This window comes from Candidatus Ponderosibacter sp. Uisw_141_02, from assembly GCF_048087665.1.
Taxonomy (GTDB): Bacteria; Pseudomonadota; Alphaproteobacteria; order Puniceispirillales; family Puniceispirillaceae; genus UBA3439.
Genome location: NZ_CP159807.1, coordinates 452596 through 470625, shown reverse-complemented (window position 1 = coordinate 470625; position 18030 = coordinate 452596). Strand labels below are relative to the sequence as shown.

The 18030-nt window shown below is 52.0% G+C and carries 16 protein-coding genes and 1 pseudogene; 4 read left to right on the top strand and 13 right to left on the bottom strand.

What is annotated here, in order from left to right; all coding sequences use genetic code 11:
• Nucleotides 1–4: 4 nt before the first annotated feature.
• Both thrB and rnhA read left to right on the top strand, forming a co-directional pair.
• Nucleotides 5–967, top strand: a complete 963-nt coding sequence (gene thrB / locus ABXT40_RS02335; RefSeq protein ID WP_443646235.1) for a homoserine kinase — start codon at nt 5–7, stop codon at nt 965–967.
• Nucleotides 968–1042: 75 nt separating this feature from the next.
• Nucleotides 1043–1498, top strand: a complete 456-nt coding sequence (gene rnhA / locus ABXT40_RS02330) for a ribonuclease HI (RefSeq protein ID WP_443646234.1) — start codon at nt 1043–1045, stop codon at nt 1496–1498.
• Between the two features lie 55 nt (nt 1499–1553).
• Here the strand turns inward: rnhA and ABXT40_RS02325 are convergent, their stop codons facing one another.
• Nucleotides 1554–2048 carry a peroxiredoxin gene (locus ABXT40_RS02325; RefSeq protein WP_443646233.1) on the bottom strand — a complete coding sequence of 165 codons (495 nt, stop codon included), beginning with the start codon at nt 2046–2048 and terminating at the stop codon, nt 1554–1556.
• 91 nt (nt 2049–2139) lie between these two features.
• On the bottom strand, nt 2140–4320 hold the full coding sequence (locus ABXT40_RS02320; protein ID WP_443646232.1) for a protein-disulfide reductase DsbD family protein: 2181 nt from the start codon (nt 4318–4320) through the stop codon (nt 2140–2142).
• Nucleotides 4321–4407: 87 nt separating this feature from the next.
• On the opposite strand from ABXT40_RS02320, the gene ABXT40_RS02315 reads away from it, so the two are divergent.
• Nucleotides 4408–5028, top strand: a complete 621-nt coding sequence (locus ABXT40_RS02315; protein WP_443646231.1) for a YqgE/AlgH family protein — start codon at nt 4408–4410, stop codon at nt 5026–5028.
• Here ABXT40_RS02315 and ABXT40_RS02310 read toward each other — a convergent pair.
• The 9 genes from ABXT40_RS02310 to coxB form a co-directional block, all read right to left on the bottom strand.
• The gene (locus ABXT40_RS02310) at nt 5025–6287 is read right to left on the bottom strand and encodes a M16 family metallopeptidase (protein ID WP_443646230.1); all 1263 of its coding nucleotides are present in this window, start codon (nt 6285–6287) and stop codon (nt 5025–5027) included. The two genes, ABXT40_RS02315 and ABXT40_RS02310, sit on opposite strands and share 4 nt — an antisense overlap.
• A complete protein-coding gene (gene thrC, locus ABXT40_RS02305) occupies nt 6284–7693 on the bottom strand; it encodes a threonine synthase (RefSeq protein WP_443646229.1) in 1410 nt (469 codons plus the stop codon). Before thrC ends, ABXT40_RS02310 begins: the two co-directional genes overlap by 4 nt.
• Before the next feature lie 2 nt (nt 7694–7695).
• Complete coding sequence (locus ABXT40_RS02300; protein WP_443646228.1) at nt 7696–8442, bottom strand: SURF1 family protein; 747 nt, start codon at nt 8440–8442, stop codon at nt 7696–7698.
• 122 nt (nt 8443–8564) lie between these two features.
• Nucleotides 8565–9350, bottom strand: a complete 786-nt coding sequence (locus ABXT40_RS02295) for a cytochrome c oxidase subunit 3 (protein ID WP_443646227.1) — start codon at nt 9348–9350, stop codon at nt 8565–8567.
• A 55-nt stretch (nt 9351–9405) separates the two neighbouring features.
• Nucleotides 9406–9984 carry a cytochrome c oxidase assembly protein gene (locus tag ABXT40_RS02290; RefSeq protein ID WP_443646226.1) on the bottom strand — a complete coding sequence of 193 codons (579 nt, stop codon included), beginning with the start codon at nt 9982–9984 and terminating at the stop codon, nt 9406–9408.
• The gene (locus ABXT40_RS02285; protein ID WP_443646224.1) at nt 9981–10124 is read right to left on the bottom strand and encodes a hypothetical protein; all 144 of its coding nucleotides are present in this window, start codon (nt 10122–10124) and stop codon (nt 9981–9983) included. The genes ABXT40_RS02290 and ABXT40_RS02285 overlap by 4 nt, the downstream gene beginning before the upstream one ends.
• The gene (cyoE, locus tag ABXT40_RS02280) at nt 10124–11053 is read right to left on the bottom strand and encodes a heme o synthase (RefSeq protein WP_443646223.1); all 930 of its coding nucleotides are present in this window, start codon (nt 11051–11053) and stop codon (nt 10124–10126) included. The genes ABXT40_RS02285 and cyoE overlap by 1 nt, the downstream gene beginning before the upstream one ends.
• 35 nt (nt 11054–11088) lie before the next feature.
• Nucleotides 11089–12672 (bottom strand): cytochrome c oxidase subunit I, encoded by a 1584-nt coding sequence (ctaD, locus tag ABXT40_RS02275; protein ID WP_443646222.1) that lies wholly within the window; start codon nt 12670–12672, stop codon nt 11089–11091.
• Nucleotides 12673–12693: 21 nt separating this feature from the next.
• On the bottom strand, nt 12694–13587 hold the full coding sequence (coxB, locus tag ABXT40_RS02270) for a cytochrome c oxidase subunit II (RefSeq protein ID WP_443646221.1): 894 nt from the start codon (nt 13585–13587) through the stop codon (nt 12694–12696).
• Between the two features lie 317 nt (nt 13588–13904).
• Between coxB and tldD the strand changes: the two are divergent.
• Nucleotides 13905–15343, top strand: a pseudogene (gene tldD / locus ABXT40_RS02265) (metalloprotease TldD).
• Nucleotides 15344–15402: 59 nt separating this feature from the next.
• On the opposite strand, the gene ABXT40_RS02260 reads toward tldD, so the two are convergent.
• The gene (locus ABXT40_RS02260; protein ID WP_443646220.1) at nt 15403–16596 is read right to left on the bottom strand and encodes an MFS transporter; all 1194 of its coding nucleotides are present in this window, start codon (nt 16594–16596) and stop codon (nt 15403–15405) included.
• 56 nt (nt 16597–16652) lie between these two features.
• Nucleotides 16653–18017: a glutamate--cysteine ligase gene (locus ABXT40_RS02255; RefSeq protein ID WP_443646219.1), complete on the bottom strand. Its 1365-nt coding sequence runs from the start codon at nt 18015–18017 to the stop codon at nt 16653–16655.
• Nucleotides 18018–18030: the final 13 nt, after the last annotated feature.

Below are 18030 nucleotides of genomic sequence, written 5' to 3'. Positions count from 1 at the left end.
TTTCATGGCGGTTTATACCACAGTAGATGATCTGACGCTGGCGGCGTTTCTGTCGGGCTATGATCTTGGAAATGTTCTCAGCTTTGCTGGCATTGCCGAAGGTGTTGAAAACTCAAACTATCTTTTGCGAACTGACAAGGCGCATTATATTTTGACGCTTTATGAAAAACGCGTTGACGCTGATGATCTGCCGTTTTTCATGGAAGTCATGACTCATCTTGCCAGCAAAGGCATGAGTTGCCCCTTGCCGGTGGCCGCGCGTGACGGCAGCATTTTGCAGAAATTAATGGGGCGGCCTTGTGCGGTATTTTCATTTCTTGATGGCACATCATCGCGCTATCCTAACCGTGAAAAATGTCGCGCGCTTGGCGCCAGCCTTGCCGAGATGCATCTTCATGCCAGCGGCGTGACCCGCCGCCGTCCAAACGCGCTTGGCCCACAATCATGGCAGCCGCTTTTAGACAGTGTTGGTGTCCGCGCCGATGAAATTGCCCCGTCAATGCAGGCAATGACACAAACGCGGCTTGATTCGATTCTCGAATCATGGCCAAAAGATTTACCGCAAGGCGTCATTCATGCCGATCTTTTTCCCAATAATGTCTTATTCATCGGCGATCATTTAACCGGTGTGATTGATTTCTATTTCGCCTGTGATGATGTTCTTGCCTATGATATTGGCATTTGCCTGAATTCTTGGTGTTTCGAGGCTGATGGCAGCTTTAACATAACCAAATCGCGGTCGCTGATTCGCGGCTATCAGACAATACGGCCTTTATCAGATGCCGAAATTGCCGCTATTCCAGTTTTGGCGGCTGGCTCAGCCATGCGGTTTTTCCTGACCCGCCTATATGATTGGCTTCATACGCCAAAAGATGCGCTTGTCAGTCCAAAAGACCCGATGGAATATTGGTCAATCCTAGGGTTTCACCAATCGGTTTCGGGTGTTGGTGCCTACGGATTTGACTAGATAGGGGCAAAACAGCCAATGATCACGCCATGCCCCATAATTTTCACCACCCTTTCCCATTATAGGAGCCGTTAAATGCCGCAGGATGCGCCAGAACCGGTGGTAATCCATACCGATGGGTCATGCTTGTCAAACCCGGGCCCGGGCGGCTGGGCGGCAATCCTGCAATGGCAGGGCAATGAACGCGAACTGACCGGATCCGAGCCTGACACAACCAACAACAGGATGGAATTGATGGCGGCCATTATGGGGCTGAATGCAGTGACGCGTCCAATGCTTGTCGATCTGCATACCGATAGCCGTTATGTCATGAATGGTGTGCAGGATTGGATGCCCCGCTGGAAGGCCAATGGCTGGAAAACCGCCGCCAAAAAGCCGGTTGCCAATCAAGATTTATGGCAACAGCTTGACGAAGCGGTGATCCGCCATCAGGTGCGGTGGCACTGGGTCAAAGGGCATGCTGGCAACCCGCTGAATGAACGTTGTGACGTTCTTGCCCGCAGCGCCGCCGAGGCCATTGCCTTAAATTAATAATGCAAGGCCAGTTATAACCATCACCAAAAGGGGCAGCACGCCCCCTTGCCGGTTAAAGATTGGCGAGAACATGCTCGGCGCTTGACACTTCAAACGCGGCTGGCTCTTCCATAAACATATGCGTTAGAACGCCATTATCGATGACCATCGCACAACGCGCGGCGCGGCGACCCATGACTGGCCCCATAAAACGGCTAATGCCAAGCGCATCTGAAAAGCTGGCCAGCGGATCAGCAAGCATATCAACAATGCCATCGGCTTTGCTGTCGAGGCTCCACGCCCGCATCACATGCGCGTCATTGACCGCAAGACAGGCAATCTTGTCAATTCCGGCTGCCTTAAATTTATCGGCATGTTCGATATAGCCTGGCAGATGCCGCGCTGAACAGGTTGGGGTAAATGCACCCGGCAGCGCAAACATGACAACCCGGCAATCCTTGAAATAATCGGCGGTTTCAACAGCATCAATGCCATCTTCAGATTTGGTATGAATGGTCGCCTCTGGCATTTTTTGGCCAGCTTCGATGGTCGGGATTTCGTCGGTCATGGAGTCGCCTTCATTGGAAAAATTATGCGGTGAAAGACTGATGAATGCTATTTATACCGCTGCTCGTGATGATGCAAGTCCGACAAAGCGCCTAACGAGTCATGCCCGCCTTGATTAGCGCATTTTCAAGCATATCCGCGCGCAGCAATTCGCCAAGCAGAACACCTTCAGGTGCCTTTGGGCCATAAATGATATTGAACGGAATGCCAAACCGGTCATGACTTGCCAGAAATGCCGCAATGCGTGGGTCGGGACGCGTCCAGTCAGCTTTCAGCATCACCAGCTTGCCATCATCAACCAATGCCGCCAGCATCGGGGCTATGGGGGCCGTTTCAAGAACCAGCGCTTTATTGGCTTTGCAGGTGATGCACCAATCGGCGGTTACATCGACAAAGACCAGCTTGCCTTCGGCGCGGGCAGCCGCAGTGGCGTCATCTGACCAAACCTGCCAGACAAGCCCATTGGTCTGCGGTGCAAGGGCTGCAGGTGCGGGCAAAAATCCCAAACCCGCAAAAAGGCCAGCCCCAGCCAGCAAAATCCCGATTTTTTGACGGCATAAAATGGCCAAAAGCACAAAACCGATCAGGACAAACAGCAGCAACGCTGCCTGCCCGCCTTGAATTGTTTGTAACAGCCAACCAAGCCAGATCATCGTTGCGATCAGCAATCCCGCCAAACCGCGTTTTAACCAAACCATCCAATGCCCGGGTCGCGGCAAGAATCCAACCAGCGCCGGAAATAGAACAACCAGCCCCCACGGCGCGGCAAGACCAGCCCCCATCGCCATGAACACGGCAAACAGCTGTGCCATATCGCCGGTAAGCGCCACAGTGACCGCACTGCCGACAAATGGCGCCGAACAGGGCGTTGCCAACAAGGTTGCCAGCATACCAGCCATAAAGTCACCAAACAGAATTGTCAGACGCCCCTGCTCATTGGTATTTTGGCCTTTGCCGCGAAGACTGGCCTGCAAAAAAGCCGGAATCGGCAAAAAAAACCGGTCGAGCATATTCAGTGTAAACAGCCCCAGAACCAGCAGCATGATTGCCAGAAATACCGGACTTTGGAACTGAATCCCCCAACCAATCTGCCCACCAGCAAGCCGCAGCGCGGCCAGCCCCGCCGCCAAAATGGCAAAGCTGGACAAAATGCCCATCGCACCAGCCCCAAACCGCAACCGGACAAAACCGGGACTTTGACCAGAGGCTTCAATAATCGCCGCCAGCTTGATCGCAAGAACGGGCAAGACACAAGGCATCAAATTTAAAATCAGCCCGCCAAGAAAGGCAAAGCCAATCACCGTCCAGAATTGCGCCATCGCGCCAGCATCAGTTGGCATGGGCTTGCCTGCCACGAATGATCCGGCAAGCGGCGCGTCTTTTGCCACAATGATGCTTTGCGTTGTAAAATCATCACCAGCAATGACGGTTAGATCGACCGTCTGGCCGGCAAGCGGCGTTTTCAAATCGCCTTCTACATCAATCACCGCAATATTATTGGCAAATACCGGCTGTTTAAAGGCAATGCCCGCAGGCCCTTCGACAAAAATCTCGGTGACTGGCTGGCTGGTTGCGGCAAAGCCGATTTTTAGTTGCGATCCTGACTGCCATGCGGTTGCAATCTTGATTGGTGATGGCGCATCAATGCGCGGCACCTTGGCGGCAAATTGCGCGATCACCATTGCCATAGATGACGGTTCGGCGGGGCCATCAGCAAGATCAAGCCGCAGCGCCCCCGCCAAAGGAACACAAATATCCGAACAGACCAGCGCCTCGACCTGCCCACGAATCTGCAGTGCCGCGCCGCGATCATAACCGCGAACAGCAACCGGCAGGATTACCGCATCAGCATAACCAAAATTATCAAAGCCAAAGGCGTTAAACCGTTTTGGCACTGGCCATTCGATCTGGCTTTGCAGCGGCGCACCATTCGCCATTTGCAGATCAAGCGTTGGCGGTAATCCGGCCTCACCGGGGGTGCGCCAATAGATTTTCCAGCCGGGTGCCAAACGAAATTCAAGACCCAGCGGCAATTCTTCCAGATTGCCCATTGCCGAAACCGCCGAAACAAGCCGCACCTCTCCAAAGGCAGGATCACCAACCCAAGCGCCCGTTGCCATATTTGATTGGCTGGCGGCATGCAGCGGCGCGGTACTGCCAAGCATGACAAGCACCCATGCCATAAACCACCGTGCCAAAAACCGGCAAAACGGCTCGATTTGGCGCAGATCACCCATGGTGAATGATCGCTTGGATATGGATGGTTTTGACATGATCTGATCCATCGACGCATAGCTTGTGGCTAGTTTGCAAAAATGGTTTTGCTTTACCTGTTAAGGCTTTGCTGTCTAGTGTAAATAATGACGGTTAGAAAAGATACAAGTCAGACAGACAATCATTTGCATCATGTGACGCCTTTTGGTGCTGCGGCCAGCCTGCAAGGCCAACTTTTGATTGCCAGCCCTCATATTGATGACAGCCGCTTTCAACATAGCGTCATCATGATGTGCCAACATGACCAAAATGCGTCAATGGGCGTTGTGATCAATCAACGGTCAGCCCAGCTTGACCTTGGGCATCTATGTGAAACACTGGAAATGGGCGCGCCGCGGTTCCACGGCGACCAGCCCGTTTATATTGGTGGGCCGGTTGAAAGCACGCGCGGCTTTGTGCTGCATTCCCAAGATCATATGCGCCCCGAAAGCGTTGCCGTAACGCATGACATTGGCCTGACCTCAAGCGTCAATATCCTTCGCGATATCACCAATGGTACCGGACCGATTCATTCAATTGTTTCGCTTGGCTATGCTGGATGGCATGCAGGCCAGCTGGAACAGGAAATGGCCGCCAATGTCTGGCTTAACCTACCAGCAAGCAGCGATCTTTTATTCAGTGTTGAAAGTGACGATATCTGGGACAAGGCCTATGCGACCCTTGGCGTTGATCCAGCGCATTATGTTGCCGATGCAGGCACAGCCTAGGCAGCGAGCCGCGCCGCCAAATCATCATTCGACATTACCGCCAAAGACGGCCCAACACAGGCCATTGCAGGTGCATTTCCGGAAATCAGGCTGGCCGCCATTGCGGCGATCTTATGCCCGTCAATTTCGTCGATCGCAGCCAGCAATTCAGCATCCGATTGTGGCCGCCCAAAAAGCATGATCTGGCGTGCCAGCGCATCGCCGCACCCTGAAACCGATTCACGGCTCATCAATAGATGAGCGCGAATCTGGGCTTTGGCGCGCGCCACTTCATCAGCTTGCACGCCGCCTGCCACCGAGGCCAATTCATCCGCGCATACCGCCAACATTTCATCAACCTGATTGGCAGATGTGCCAGCATAGACCGAAAAGCTGCCACCGTCGGAATGAAGGGATGAAAATGAAAAAATCGAATAGCAAAGCCCGCGTTTTTCGCGCACCTGCTGGAATAATCGTGATGACATGCCGCCGCCATAAAGGGTCGATAACGCCATCAAAGAAAACCGTTCAGCCATTGTGTCAATTTTGGCCGGAAGCCCGAAAACAATATGCGATTGTTCAAGATCGCGCTTGGCCATTTTGCGGCCGCCTGCCCATGATGCGGCATGGCGCATCGCCGATGTGGCATTGCCGATATGGCCAAGCCGTTCGTCAATGCGCTGAACGAGATCATCATGATCAACTGATCCGGCAGCACAAACGAGCATTTGACCTGCGCCATAGTGACGCCGCAAAAACGCTTCCAAATCTTGCTGGCGAAATGCCGAAACGCTGTCGACTGTCCCTAAAATCGGCCGCCCAAGCGTATGACCATCATAACAGGCCGCTGAAAACAAATCGAAGACCAAATCATCTGGCGTATCAAGCGATTGCCCAATTTCCTGAATAATGACGCCGCGTTCGCGTTCGATTTCCAATTCAGGCAAGGTTGATTCGGTCAGAATATCAGCAAGAATATCAACGCCAAGATCAAGATGCTCGGGCAATAGCCGCAAATAATAGGCGGTTTCTTCGCGGCTTGTATGAGCGTTCATAAAGCCGCCGACATTTTCCACCTCGGTGGCAATGGCCTGCGCATCACGCCGTTTGGTGCCTTTAAAGGCCATGTGTTCAAGCATATGCGCAATGCCCTGTTCGTGATCGCCTTCATCGCGAGCGCCAGCATTAACCCATATACCAACTGACAAGGTGGTGGCATGCGGCATCGACCTTGTTGCGATTTTCAGCCCGTTCGCAAGCTCGCTCACTCTTGTTGTCATACGCTTCGCTTTCGTGCCAGAACCAATGATTTCACAGCATCGGCATTGGCATCAATTGTCTGCATTTTTTCAGGGCGCGTCATCAGATCGGCCATATGCGGTGGCAAAACAGGCTTTTGACCGGTTGCCGTTTCCACTGCTGATTCAAATTTTGCCGGATGCGCGCAGGCAAGGCTGATAATCGGCACATCTTTTGGCACTGTTCCATCAGCATGCGCACGCCGCGCCGCTGACAAACCAACCGCGCTATGCGGATCCAGAACCATGCCGTCATTCTTGGCTGTTGTCGCAATTTCGGCAACCGTTCCCGCATCATCAAGACGGTAGGCCGAAAACAACGCATAGGCCCGTTCCATCACATCAGCGTCAAGGGTGAAATGACCGCTTGCTGCGAAATCCTGCATCACAGCTGCTGTCTTGGCACCATCACGGCCAAGCAATTCAAATAGCAACCGCTCAAAATTACTCGATACCTGAATATCCATTGACGGGCTGAGTGACGGCACCACGGTTTCCCGCGCCATTGTGCCAGCCTCGAAGAACCGCGGCAGAATATCATTCTGATTCGATGCCACAATCAACCGTTCGACAGGCAAACCCATCTGCACCGCAGCATAGCCCGCAAACACATTTCCGAAATTACCTGTTGGCACCGAAAAGGCGACTTTTTGATGGGGCGCACCCAAGGCAAGTGCCGAGGAAAAATAATAGACAATTTGCGGCATCAAGCGCGCCCAATTGATCGAATTCACCGCCGACAGCCCAACCTGATCGCGGAATTGATGATCATTGAAAAGGGTTTTGACAAGCGCCTGACAATCGTCAAAATCGCCCTTAACCGAAACCGCAAAAGCACCATCAGTAATCACCGATGTCATTTGCCGCTGTTGCACTGGCGAAACACGGCCATCAGGGAACAGAATAAATACATCAACCGCATCGCGCCCCTGAAACGCCTCAAGCGCGGCCGAGCCTGTGTCTCCGCTTGTCGCCCCTAGAATCACCGCATGCTTTTGCTGTTTTGCCAAAGCGCGGTCAAAAGCGCGTGCCAAAAACTGCATGGCATAATCTTTAAAGGCGATTGTTGGGCCGTGAAACAGCTCAAGAATATGGATATCGTCATTTAATTTCACCAGCGGGGCAATCGCCGGGTCATCAAAACCAGCATAGGCATCCGCCGCCATCGCGGTCAATTCGGCCTCGCTGATTTCGCCATCACAAAATGGAGCCATGATGCGGCCCGCCAGCTCAGCATAAGTCAGGCCTTTCATCGCGGCAATTTCGGCCTTGGCGAAACGCGGCCATTCCACCGGCAGATACAGGCCGCCATCGCGTGCCAAGCCGCTTAGCAGTGCTTGTTCAAACCCTAATGGGCCATCTTGTCCACGCGTGCTGATGTAATCCATCTCTAGTCCTCTTGCCGACGCCCGAACTGCAAACGGCCAGCCTGATAATGGAAGGCGATGTAAACCCCGATCAAAGCCAAGGCAATGCCATACCATGTCATCGCGTAGCTTAGATGCGCATTGCGTAAATTCAATTTCGTTTTTGCCGCAATCGGCAAGGTCACAACATCCGACGTGCGAACCGCATCAGCATAAAATTGGCCAATCGCCTGCGCGCCCAAACCAAGATGCGCATTGATCTGGCTTGGCACGAGCGTAAACCAGAACCCATTATCCGGCTCGTTTTCAGGCACGAAATATCCTTTGACGCCCGGCCGCCGCAAAATGCCAGCAACCGTTACCGGCCCAGTGATCTGCGAAAAGGCACGCTTGGCCGGATCGCGGTAATCTTCAGAGACCCAACCGCGATTGATAAGAATGATTCGTCCATCATCAAGCTGGAAGGGGGTAACGATATGAAAACCGGCATTGCCTTCATAGGTTCGGCCAGTCAGGAACACTTCCTTGTCATGCTGGAAAGTGCCGACCAGCGCCAAACGGCGAAATTCGACATCATCAAGGCCGACATCTCCAAGGCTGGCATCAGCGGCCGGAACGGCAATTGGCGCCGCCGCCGCACGCGATTCAAAACTGGCGATCAGGTCATTTTTCCACTGCAAACGCTGCAGCTGCCATGACCCAAGCCCAACCAACACCAACAAGGCCGGCAGGGACACAATCGTTAACCATAGAAACGGGCGAAATCGCATTTTCATACCTCATGGCATCGCCATGTCAAAAGGGGTGCCAACGCCTGTTTAAGCCAGCGCCAGCACCCCGATTTTTTACAATATCAACTGCCGAACATCATGCCCGAAACAGCGGTTGAAGATCAACCGCCCCACCAGTAAACGGCAGCAAACAGGAACAACCAGACAACGTCAACAAAATGCCAATACCATGCCGCAGCTTCAAAACCGAAATGCTGCTCAGCGGTGAAATGGCCAGCCCGACCCCGGACCCAGCAAACTGCTAGGAACAGGGTACCAACAAGAACATGAAAGCCATGAAAACCGGTTGCCATGTAAAAAACAGACGGATAGATGCCGTCAGTAAAACCGAATGGCGCATGGCTATATTCAAGTGCCTGCAAACCGGTAAAAATAGCGCCAAGGGCAACGGTCAATGCCAGACCGGTCATGAAATCCTTGCGGTTTCCATGCTGTAACGCATGATGCGCCCATGTCACGGTACAGCCCGACAAAAGCAGTACCAGCGTATTGATCAATGGCAGATCAAACGGATCAAAAGTGGTGATGCCTTCTGGCGGCCATACCCCATCATTCGGGTAAATGGCACGGTCGAAAAACGCCCAGAAAAATGCGACAAAGAACATTACTTCTGAGGCGATAAACAGCATCATGCCATAGCGCATACCAATCTGAACGATCGGTGTGTGATGCCCTTGATATTCGGCTTCACGAACAATGTCGCGCCACCACATGAACATGGTTGCCAGAACCAGCGCAAATCCAAGTCCCAAAACGGCAACGCCATAGGCAACCTCATGCATATACATGACGCCACCAATCGCCGCGGTAAAGGCGGCGGCCGACCCGACGGCGGGCCATGGACTTGCTTCTACTAGATGATAGGGGTGTTTATTTGCACCACTCATGTTCGTCTCCTCAAAATCTGGCTGGCAATGATTTTACCAAGCCACCTCTCCTCGATTATTGACTGCCACTCTTCGCCGAGTTGCCCCCGAGTGCCGGAAAAAATGTGTATGACAGGGTAATTTCCTGAATATCACGCGCATTTTCATCCGTCACAATTTCTGGATCGACAAAAAACCGTACCGGCATGTCGACTGATTCACCAGGCTGCAATGTTTGTTCGATAAAACAAAAGCAGTCGAGCTTCATAAAAAATGGACCCGCCTTTACAGGCGTCACATTAAAGGTAGATGTTCCGGTGCTTGGCGTATCACCAAGGTTGGTGGCGCGGTAATTAATCACCACTTCCTCACCCGGATTCAATGTCACTTTGCGGTCAACGGCAACAAATTGCCAATTTAGCGCCGGATTCACATTGGCATCAAACCGCACATCAACCGGATGCCCCATGACAATCTGGCTAGACCCGCTGTCGGCGACCTGCGTTGTGCCACCATAGCCGGTGACTTTGCAGAACAATTCATAAAGCGGAACCGATGCATAAGATAATCCAACCATGCCAAACACCAAGGCACCAAGAATGGCCAAGGTGCGGCGGTTGCCATTCGGTGAAATATTGTTGCCGGACGCAATCATGTCGCCCCGCCAATCTTGACCAAGGTCAGGACGTAAAACAATACAACCAGTCCGGCAATTACCCCAACCAGCGCCAGATTACGCTTTTTACGCATCTGCTGCATTTCAACTCCGGTCTTTGGCTGACGACGACGATCCATTAGGCAGCCCCCGCCAAATAGCCAAGAACCGCATGGTCAATGACCAGCCCTAAAAACAGCAGGAATAAATACAAGATTGAATAGGCAAATAGCCGCATCGCATGTTTATGATCGCCAGTTTTAAAAAGCTGCAGGCTCATCGCCACAAACAGCAAGCCAGCAAGCGCGGCAATCACGCCATAGCCAACCGACGCCATGCCAATAAATGATGGCACAACCGCAAGCGGTGCCAACAAAACAGCATAGATCACAATCTGCCGGCGCGTCTCAAGTGATCCAGCGACAACTGGCAACATTGGGATATTGGCGGCCTTGTAATCGTCATTCTTTACCAACGCCAAAGCCCAGAAATGCGGCGGCGTCCACATAAAGATGATCGCAAAAAGCAGCAACGGCTCGATTGACAAGCTGCCGGTAACCGCGGCCCAGCCGATGACTGGCGGCAAGGCACCAGCAGCCCCGCCAATAACGATATTCTGCGGCGTGCTGCGCTTTAACCAGACGGTGTAAACAACAGCATAAAAGAAAATGGTAAAAGCAAGCAAACCGGCGGCAAGCCAGTTGGCAGCAAGACCAAGAAGCAGAACCGAAAGCGCCGAAATCACCAAGCCCATTGTCAGGGCTTCGGCGGGTGCCATAACACCGGCAGGGATCGGGCGGGTTTTGGTGCGGGTCATGACCGCGTCAATATCACGGTCATACCATTGATTTATCGCTCCCGAGGCACCAGCCCCTGCAGCAATGGCGAAAAGCGAGATCGCAAACACCAACGGATGCAACGCACCAGGCGCAACATACATGCCAGCAAAGCCGGTAAAAATAACCAGACTCATCACCCGTGGTTTCAGCAGCGACCAAAAATCGGCAACCGACGGCTCAAACAAGCCGTCGGTGTCACTGATCAATTGCTGATTTGATGTAACTGCCATCAAAATGCCTTTCAAATTCGGGCTATTGCCCTGCCTTACTTGACCTTCGGCAATTCGTCAAAGGTGTGGTAAGGCGGTGGAGATGCGACTTGCCATTCCAGCGTGGTTGCACCTTCGCCATAAGGATTGGCTTCGGCGCGACGCTTTGAAACAAAGGCTTCGATGATCACGATCAAGAACAAAATCGCACCAGCAGCACCAATATAAGACCCGATTGAAGCAACCATGTTCCAGCCAGCAAACGCGTCAGGATAGTCGATATAACGACGCGGCATTCCAGCAAGACCAAGGAAATGCATCGGGAAGAAGGTCAAATTCACACCGATAAAGGTGACGTAGAAATGCAGCTTGGCAAGGCCTTCCGAATATTCGTAACCGGTCATTTTTGAGAACCAGTAATAGAAACCGGCAAACAAGCCAAACACAGCACCAAGTGACAGCACATAATGGAAATGGGCGATCACATAATAGGTGTTATGCAAAACCACATCCAAGCCAGCATTTGACAAAACCACACCAGTCACACCACCAACGGTGAACAGGAAGATAAAGCCAATCGCCCACAACATTGGAACGCGAAAGGTGATTGAACCGCCCCACATTGTGGCAATCCATGAAAAGATTTTCACGCCAGTTGGTACGGCAATAACCATCGTTGCTGCGGTGAAATAGGCACGCGTATCGACGCTAAGGCCGACCGTATACATGTGATGCGCCCAGACCACAAAGCCGACAACGCCAATAGCCACCATCGCATAGGCCATTCCAAGATAGCCAAATACCGGCTTTTTCGAGAAGGTCGAGATGATGTGGCTGACAATGCCAAAGGCTGGCAGAATCATGATGTAAACTTCAGGATGGCCAAAGAACCAGAACAAATGCAGGAACAAGATCGGGTCACCGCCACCTTCTGGAATAAAGAAGGTTGTTCCAAAGTTACGGTCGGTCAACAACATGGTGATCGCACCAGCAAGAACCGGAACCGCAAGCAATAGCAAAAAGGCAGTGATCAACATGGCCCATGCAAATAATGGCATCTTGTGCAAAGTCATGCCTGGGGTGCGCATGTTGAAGATCGTGGTGATAAAGTTTGCAGCACCAAGAATCGATGAAACACCGGCAAGGTGAAGCGAAAAGATCGCCAGATCCATCGACATGCCAGGCGTACCGGCAGTTGATGACAATGGCGGATAGATCGTCCAGCCAACACCGGCACCGCCATCCATCACCGCTGACAAAAGCAGCAGGATAAAGGCTGGTGGCAATAGCCAGAAACTGATGTTGTTCATCCGCGGAAAGGCCATATCTGGCGCACCAATCATAATCGGCACGAACCAGTTACCAAATCCACCAATGAGACCCGGCATCACCACAAAGAACACCATGATCAAACCATGAGCGGTGGTGAATACGTTCCAAACATGACCGCTATCCATATATTGAACGCCAGGATTCATAAGTTCCATGCGCATATAGATAGACAGACCACCGCCGATAAAGGCCGCCAGAATGGCGAAGACCAAATACATGGTACCGATATCTTTGTGGTTAGTTGAATAGAGCCAGCGACGCACAAAACTTGAAGGTGCGCCGTGATCAGCGTGGGCTTGAGCACTCATTGTTAAATCCTCTTCGCTTAATTATTTGGCTGAAGCCAAAGTAACTTCTGGTTGCACAGGAACGATATCGTTCGATGCAAATTCTTTTTTCGCCTCAACTAGCCAAGCTGCATATTCAGCTTTTGGCAACGCTTTTACCTCAATTGGCATATAGGCGTGGTTTACGCCGCAAATCTGGTTGCACTGACCATAATAGGTCTGGCTACCAACAGGCACATCAATCCAGGCCTCATTGGTGCGGCCGATAAAGGCATAAATCTGCACGGCAAGTGATGGCACAAAGAATGAATGCATCACGTCATTGCCCGTTATAAGCAATTTGATGCGGGTGCCTTCAGGCACGACCATCGGGTAATCTACTGTCAACAAACGTGGCTGGCCCGGCTTCAAATCGGCCTCATCGACCATATAGCTATCAAAGGTAATGCCTTCGTCAGGATAGGTGTAGTTCCAATACCACTGATTGCCGGTAACCTTGATCACCATGTCAGTTTCGTTGGTACGGTCCATGTAATAAAGAAGACGGAATGACGGAACGGCAATACCAACCAAAATCAGCACCGGAATAACCGTCCAAAGAATTTCGATCACCGTATGGTGCGATGTCTTTGATGGGTTCGGGTTGCGGCTTGCACGGAACCGGACGCCAACATAAATCAGCAATCCAAGAACGAAAAGCGAGATCAGCGTGATCACCACCAACAGCAAATTATGCAGGTCGGTAGCCATCTCGGCAAGTGATCCGGCCGGCGGCTGCAGATCCATCTGCCACGGCACAGGTGCAGCAGCTTGAGCCGCACCAGATGCGGTCAGCGCTAGAACAACACCACCAAACAAAACACCGGCGAGGTTAGCTGCCTTGCGTCCCGAAAGAAACTGCGCGAAATGCGCATTGAATTTGGCCAAGATTGGCATGGATTCCTCTCCCAAAATTCGTCATCTGCCGTTCAAAATAATCTCTCTAGGTGGCGTAGGCGACAGACCTTTCCACCAAACCGAATTTGTTTAGACTGTTTGGGCTGAATAGAAAAGCCCCATGCGGCAGCCTGTCGCTATATTTTTTACTTTTTTCCTTTTTTTGGATGGAAAATCCAACATGGTGCCTATCTTCCCCCAAATGAGCGCGGCCACAAGCCTTGAATTTCATAGCAAACACGGCCATCATCATAAGGGCGGCAGAATATATTTATATGGCGCTTTTTTAATTTTAACCTGTCTTGTCAGGATGGATCATGGATCTGCTTCAGCAAACCGACGAACTTTTTTTCACCCGTACCAATCTCGATCTCGAACGAACCGGCAAAATCGTGCGCGATGCGCTTGCTGGCGGCGATGATGGTGAATTATTTCTTGAAATGCGCCATGCCGAAATGCTGGCCTTCGATGATGGTCGTCTAAAAACAGCAAGTTACGACCAATCAAGCGGGTTTGGTCTTCGTGCAGTGGCTGGCGAGGCGCATGGCTATGCGCATGCTGGCGAATTATCCGAAGCGGCTTTGCAGCGCGCTGCCGACAGCGTGTCTGCGGTAACCAAGGGCTATAGCGGCAATGCCGCATTGGCGCCAAGCGCGGGCGCGAACAACCCACTTTATTCGGATCAAAACCCATTAAACGCCACCTCATTCGATACTAAAATCAAATTGTTGCAGGAAATGGATGCCTATGCTCGCGATCGGATTCGCGGGTGAAACAGGTTAGCGCCAGCCTGACCGGATCATGGCAGGCGGTGCAGATCATGCGTGCCGATGGTATCCGCGTTGCCGATATCCGGCCTTTGGTACGAATCAATATCTGGGTTGCGGTTGAACAGAATGGACGTATGGAATCCGGCGGTGCCGGGGCTGGCGGCCGGGTGATGCTGGATCAGTGGCTTAGCCCGGAAAGCTGGCAGTCACAAGTCGATGAGGCGTTGCGCATTGCCATTTTGAATTTGCAATCCGTGCCGACACCCGCTGGTGAAATGGAAGTTGTTCTTGGTGCTGGCTGGCCCGGTGTCATGCTTCATGAAGCGGTTGGACATGGGCTGGAAGGCGATTTCAACCGGAAAGGCACATCCGTGTTTAGTGGCCGTGTTGGCCAGCAAGTGGCAGCCAAAGGCGTTACCGTCATTGACGATGGAACGATTGCCGATCGTCGCGGCTCGATTACTGTTGATGATGAAGGCACGCCAAGCCGCCGGAATATATTGATCGAAGATGGCATCTTGAAAGGTTATATGCAGGACCGGCAGAATGCGCGGCTGATGGGCGTTGACGCCACCGGCAATGGGCGGCGCGAATCCTATGCTCATGCCCCAATGCCACGCATGACCAATACCTATATGGAAAATGGCGATGCCGACCCGCAAGAGATTGTTGCTTCGATGAAAAAAGGCATTTATGCGGTGAATTTTGGCGGCGGTCAGGTGGATATCACATCTGGTAAATTCGTCTTTTCAGCGGCCGAGGCCTATCTTGTTGAAAATGGCAAGATTGGCGCACCGGTAAAAGGCGCAACGCTGATTGGCAATGGGCCTGACGCCATGTCAAAAATCACCTTGATTGGCAATGATACCAAGCTTGATAGCGGTATCGGCACCTGCGGCAAGGCTGGACAAAGCGTTCCGGTTGGCGTCGGCCAGCCGACCGTCAAAATGGGCGGGGTCACGGTTGGCGGCACCGAAGCGGCCTAGCCATTAGCACGCAAGGCTTTCACGTTTCCTGAAGACCGTAACCTATCACCAAGCTTTGGCTAGGCGGTCTTGATGGTTGGGCGTCGTTTCAGCACGATCACAACAATTAGCAAAATAAATGTGATACAGGCACCAAAGCCAAAAGGATAATGCGATCCGCCAAGCTGGTATAAAGGGCCGGCCAGAACCAATCCGGCCACCTGCCCAAGCGAGGCAAAGCCCTGAACCGTGCCAAGCGCACCGCCCATTGTTGTTTTGCCAGCCGCATTGCTTGCCGCTGCCGACAATGCCGGATTGCTAAAGCCAAAGCCAAAACAAACCGCGGTTGTCGTTAAAACGATTTGTGCCAGCGGATAGGCATCACCAATCAAAAACCCGACCGATAATAACGCCGTGATGATCTGTCCAAATACCAGCATGCTGGCACCAAACCCGACAGTGCCAACCTCGCCAAACCATTTTACCGCAACATTGATCAATCCGGCCTGCACCAAGACAATACAGACACCGATATAAGTAAATAGCCAGCCAGTTTGGGTTGCGCCAAAACCAAGATAGTCACGAAGCAACAGAATATAGCTTGCTTCGACCTGCGCAAAGGACAAATTCAAACAGAAAAAGGCCAAAGCATAAAGCGCAAGCTCGCTTCGCAAAACCGTCATGATGCGGATGCCAAGTGGTGCTGGCGGTGCTTTTTCAGCTGGTGCCTTTGCCGCGCTTTCGGTAAGCCGCATCGACAAGAACAAGGCGATAATGCCGAAACCGGCAGCCAGCAAAAACGGTGCCTGATGAAGCGGGCCGTCACCAAACCCGCTAAACAGCCCGCCAAGAGCTGGCCCAGCAACGAATCCAGTGCCAATCGCCGCACCAAATAGCCCCATATAGCGAGCCCGATCCTTGGCCGCAACACGATCGGCAATCATCGCCTGAATCACACCTGTATTGCCTGCAGCAAGACCCGCTAGAATCCGCGCGGCGAACATCTGCACAATATCACTGGAAAAGGCAAACCAGATATGCGCAAGCACATTGACCGCAAGGCTTACAATCAGCACTGGCCGCCTGCCAATATAATCGGACAAACGACCAAGGAGCGGGTTTGATAAAAACATGGCAAAGGCGAATGACGCCAGCAGCAGCGTCATCACCGTTGCCGATAAGCCAAGCGTTTCAATCACCGTATAGGGCAATACCGGAATCAGCGCGCCAATGCCGACGAAATTTATAAACACCACAAGCAGCAAGACGGGCATGATTTAAGAATCCTTAATGCGCGGCACAGCTAAATCTGGCGGCAATTTCGATGCTGTTAATATTGGTTTGACGTGAAAACCTGATCAATATCTTCTGCCCAATCACCATGATAAAGATCAAGCATCACTTCAGCTGGTGTTTTTTGCGTTGCAATCACTTTACGCAATGGCTGCAAGAACCCGCTTTCATCATCACCGCCATCATCAAAAATGCCACGGTTACGCAGCCCTTTTGAGGCAATATCAATGGTCTTTTTGGCAAGGGTGGCGACATCATGCGAACCAAGCTTTCCGCGAAGCCCGTCCTTTGCCACTGACAAGCGCGCCGCCATTACATCATCAGCACCGATATCACGAACCAGATCTTCGGCCTCAGCCAGCGCATCATCACAATATAATAGCCCAACCCAATAGGCAGGAAGCGCGCAGATATTGGCCCAAGACCCGCTATCAGCACCACGCATTTCCAGATATTGCTTTAACCGCACTTCGGGAAAGGCAGTGGTAATATGATCTTCAAAATCGGCCATTTGCGGCGGTTCGCCCTCAAAACCGGCAAGCGTTCCCGACAGATAATCGCGGAAAGATTTTCCGGCAACATCGACATAATCTTCGCCGCGATGCAGAAAATACATCGGCACATCAAGAATATAATCAATCCATTGTTCATAGCCAAAATGCGGGTCAAACACACAAGACGGCACGCCGCATCTTGCATTATCCGTATCGGTCCAAACATGCGCGCGCCCCGATAACCAGCCAGACGGTTTGCCATCTTTAAAAGGCGAATTGGCAAAAAGGGCTGTTGCGATTGGTTGCAGGGCAAGCGATGTGCGAAATTTCCGCCGCATATCGGCTTCGTCTGCATAATCAAGATTTACCTGAACTGTGCAAGAACGCAGCATCATATCAAGCCCCATTGTGCCGACTTTCGGCATATGGTTTCGCATGATCCGATAGCGGCCTTTTGGCATCCATGAAATATCGTCACGGCGCCATTTTGGCTGAAAGCCAATGCCAAGCATCCCGACCCCAAGCGCCGATGACACTGCCCGCATATGGCGCAAATGGCGGCCGGTTTCGGCACAGGTCTGATGTAGGTTCAACAAAGGCGCGCCCGATAATTCTAATTGCCCACCAGGTTCAAGCGACACAGACCCGCCATCACCATCTTTCAGGCCAATGATTTTGCCTTTTTCAATGATCGGTGTTGCCTTGTCACCAATCACCTTGCAAAGCGCATTGAGCATTGCCTCAACGCCGCTATCGCCGTCATAGGCAACAGGCCGCAAACTATCACGATGAAACAGAAATTTTTCATGTTCAGTTCCAATGCGCCAATCAACAGCCGGTTTTTCACCTTTGGCTAGCCATTCCACAAGCTGTCCGACATCTTTGATGATCGTGCTATGATTACCCATGCGGTTTGCCCTT

Coding starts and splice junctions, on each gene's coding strand:
- coxB (WP_443646221.1), bottom strand. CDS start 13,587: ATGCCAATCTTGGCCAAATTCAATGCGCATTTCGCGCAGTTTCTTTCG.
- ABXT40_RS02315 (WP_443646231.1), top strand. CDS start 4,408: ATGACGGTTAGAAAAGATACAAGTCAGACAGACAATCATTTGCATCAT.
- ctaD (WP_443646222.1), bottom strand. CDS start 12,672: ATGAGTGCTCAAGCCCACGCTGATCACGGCGCACCTTCAAGTTTTGTG.
- ABXT40_RS02255 (WP_443646219.1), bottom strand. CDS start 18,017: ATGGGTAATCATAGCACGATCATCAAAGATGTCGGACAGCTTGTGGAA.
- ABXT40_RS02300 (WP_443646228.1), bottom strand. CDS start 8,442: ATGCGATTTCGCCCGTTTCTATGGTTAACGATTGTGTCCCTGCCGGCC.
- ABXT40_RS02325 (WP_443646233.1), bottom strand. CDS start 2,048: ATGACCGACGAAATCCCGACCATCGAAGCTGGCCAAAAAATGCCAGAG.
- ABXT40_RS02320 (WP_443646232.1), bottom strand. CDS start 4,320: ATGTCAAAACCATCCATATCCAAGCGATCATTCACCATGGGTGATCTG.
- ABXT40_RS02260 (WP_443646220.1), bottom strand. CDS start 16,596: ATGCCCGTCTTGCTGCTTGTGGTGTTTATAAATTTCGTCGGCATTGGC.
- ABXT40_RS02295 (WP_443646227.1), bottom strand. CDS start 9,350: ATGAGTGGTGCAAATAAACACCCCTATCATCTAGTAGAAGCAAGTCCA.
- rnhA (WP_443646234.1), top strand. CDS start 1,043: ATGCCGCAGGATGCGCCAGAACCGGTGGTAATCCATACCGATGGGTCA.
- ABXT40_RS02310 (WP_443646230.1), bottom strand. CDS start 6,287: ATGACAACAAGAGTGAGCGAGCTTGCGAACGGGCTGAAAATCGCAACA.
- thrC (WP_443646229.1), bottom strand. CDS start 7,693: ATGGATTACATCAGCACGCGTGGACAAGATGGCCCATTAGGGTTTGAA.
- cyoE (WP_443646223.1), bottom strand. CDS start 11,053: ATGGCAGTTACATCAAATCAGCAATTGATCAGTGACACCGACGGCTTG.
- ABXT40_RS02285 (WP_443646224.1), bottom strand. CDS start 10,124: ATGGATCGTCGTCGTCAGCCAAAGACCGGAGTTGAAATGCAGCAGATG.
- thrB (WP_443646235.1), top strand. CDS start 5: ATGGCGGTTTATACCACAGTAGATGATCTGACGCTGGCGGCGTTTCTG.
- ABXT40_RS02290 (WP_443646226.1), bottom strand. CDS start 9,984: ATGATTGCGTCCGGCAACAATATTTCACCGAATGGCAACCGCCGCACC.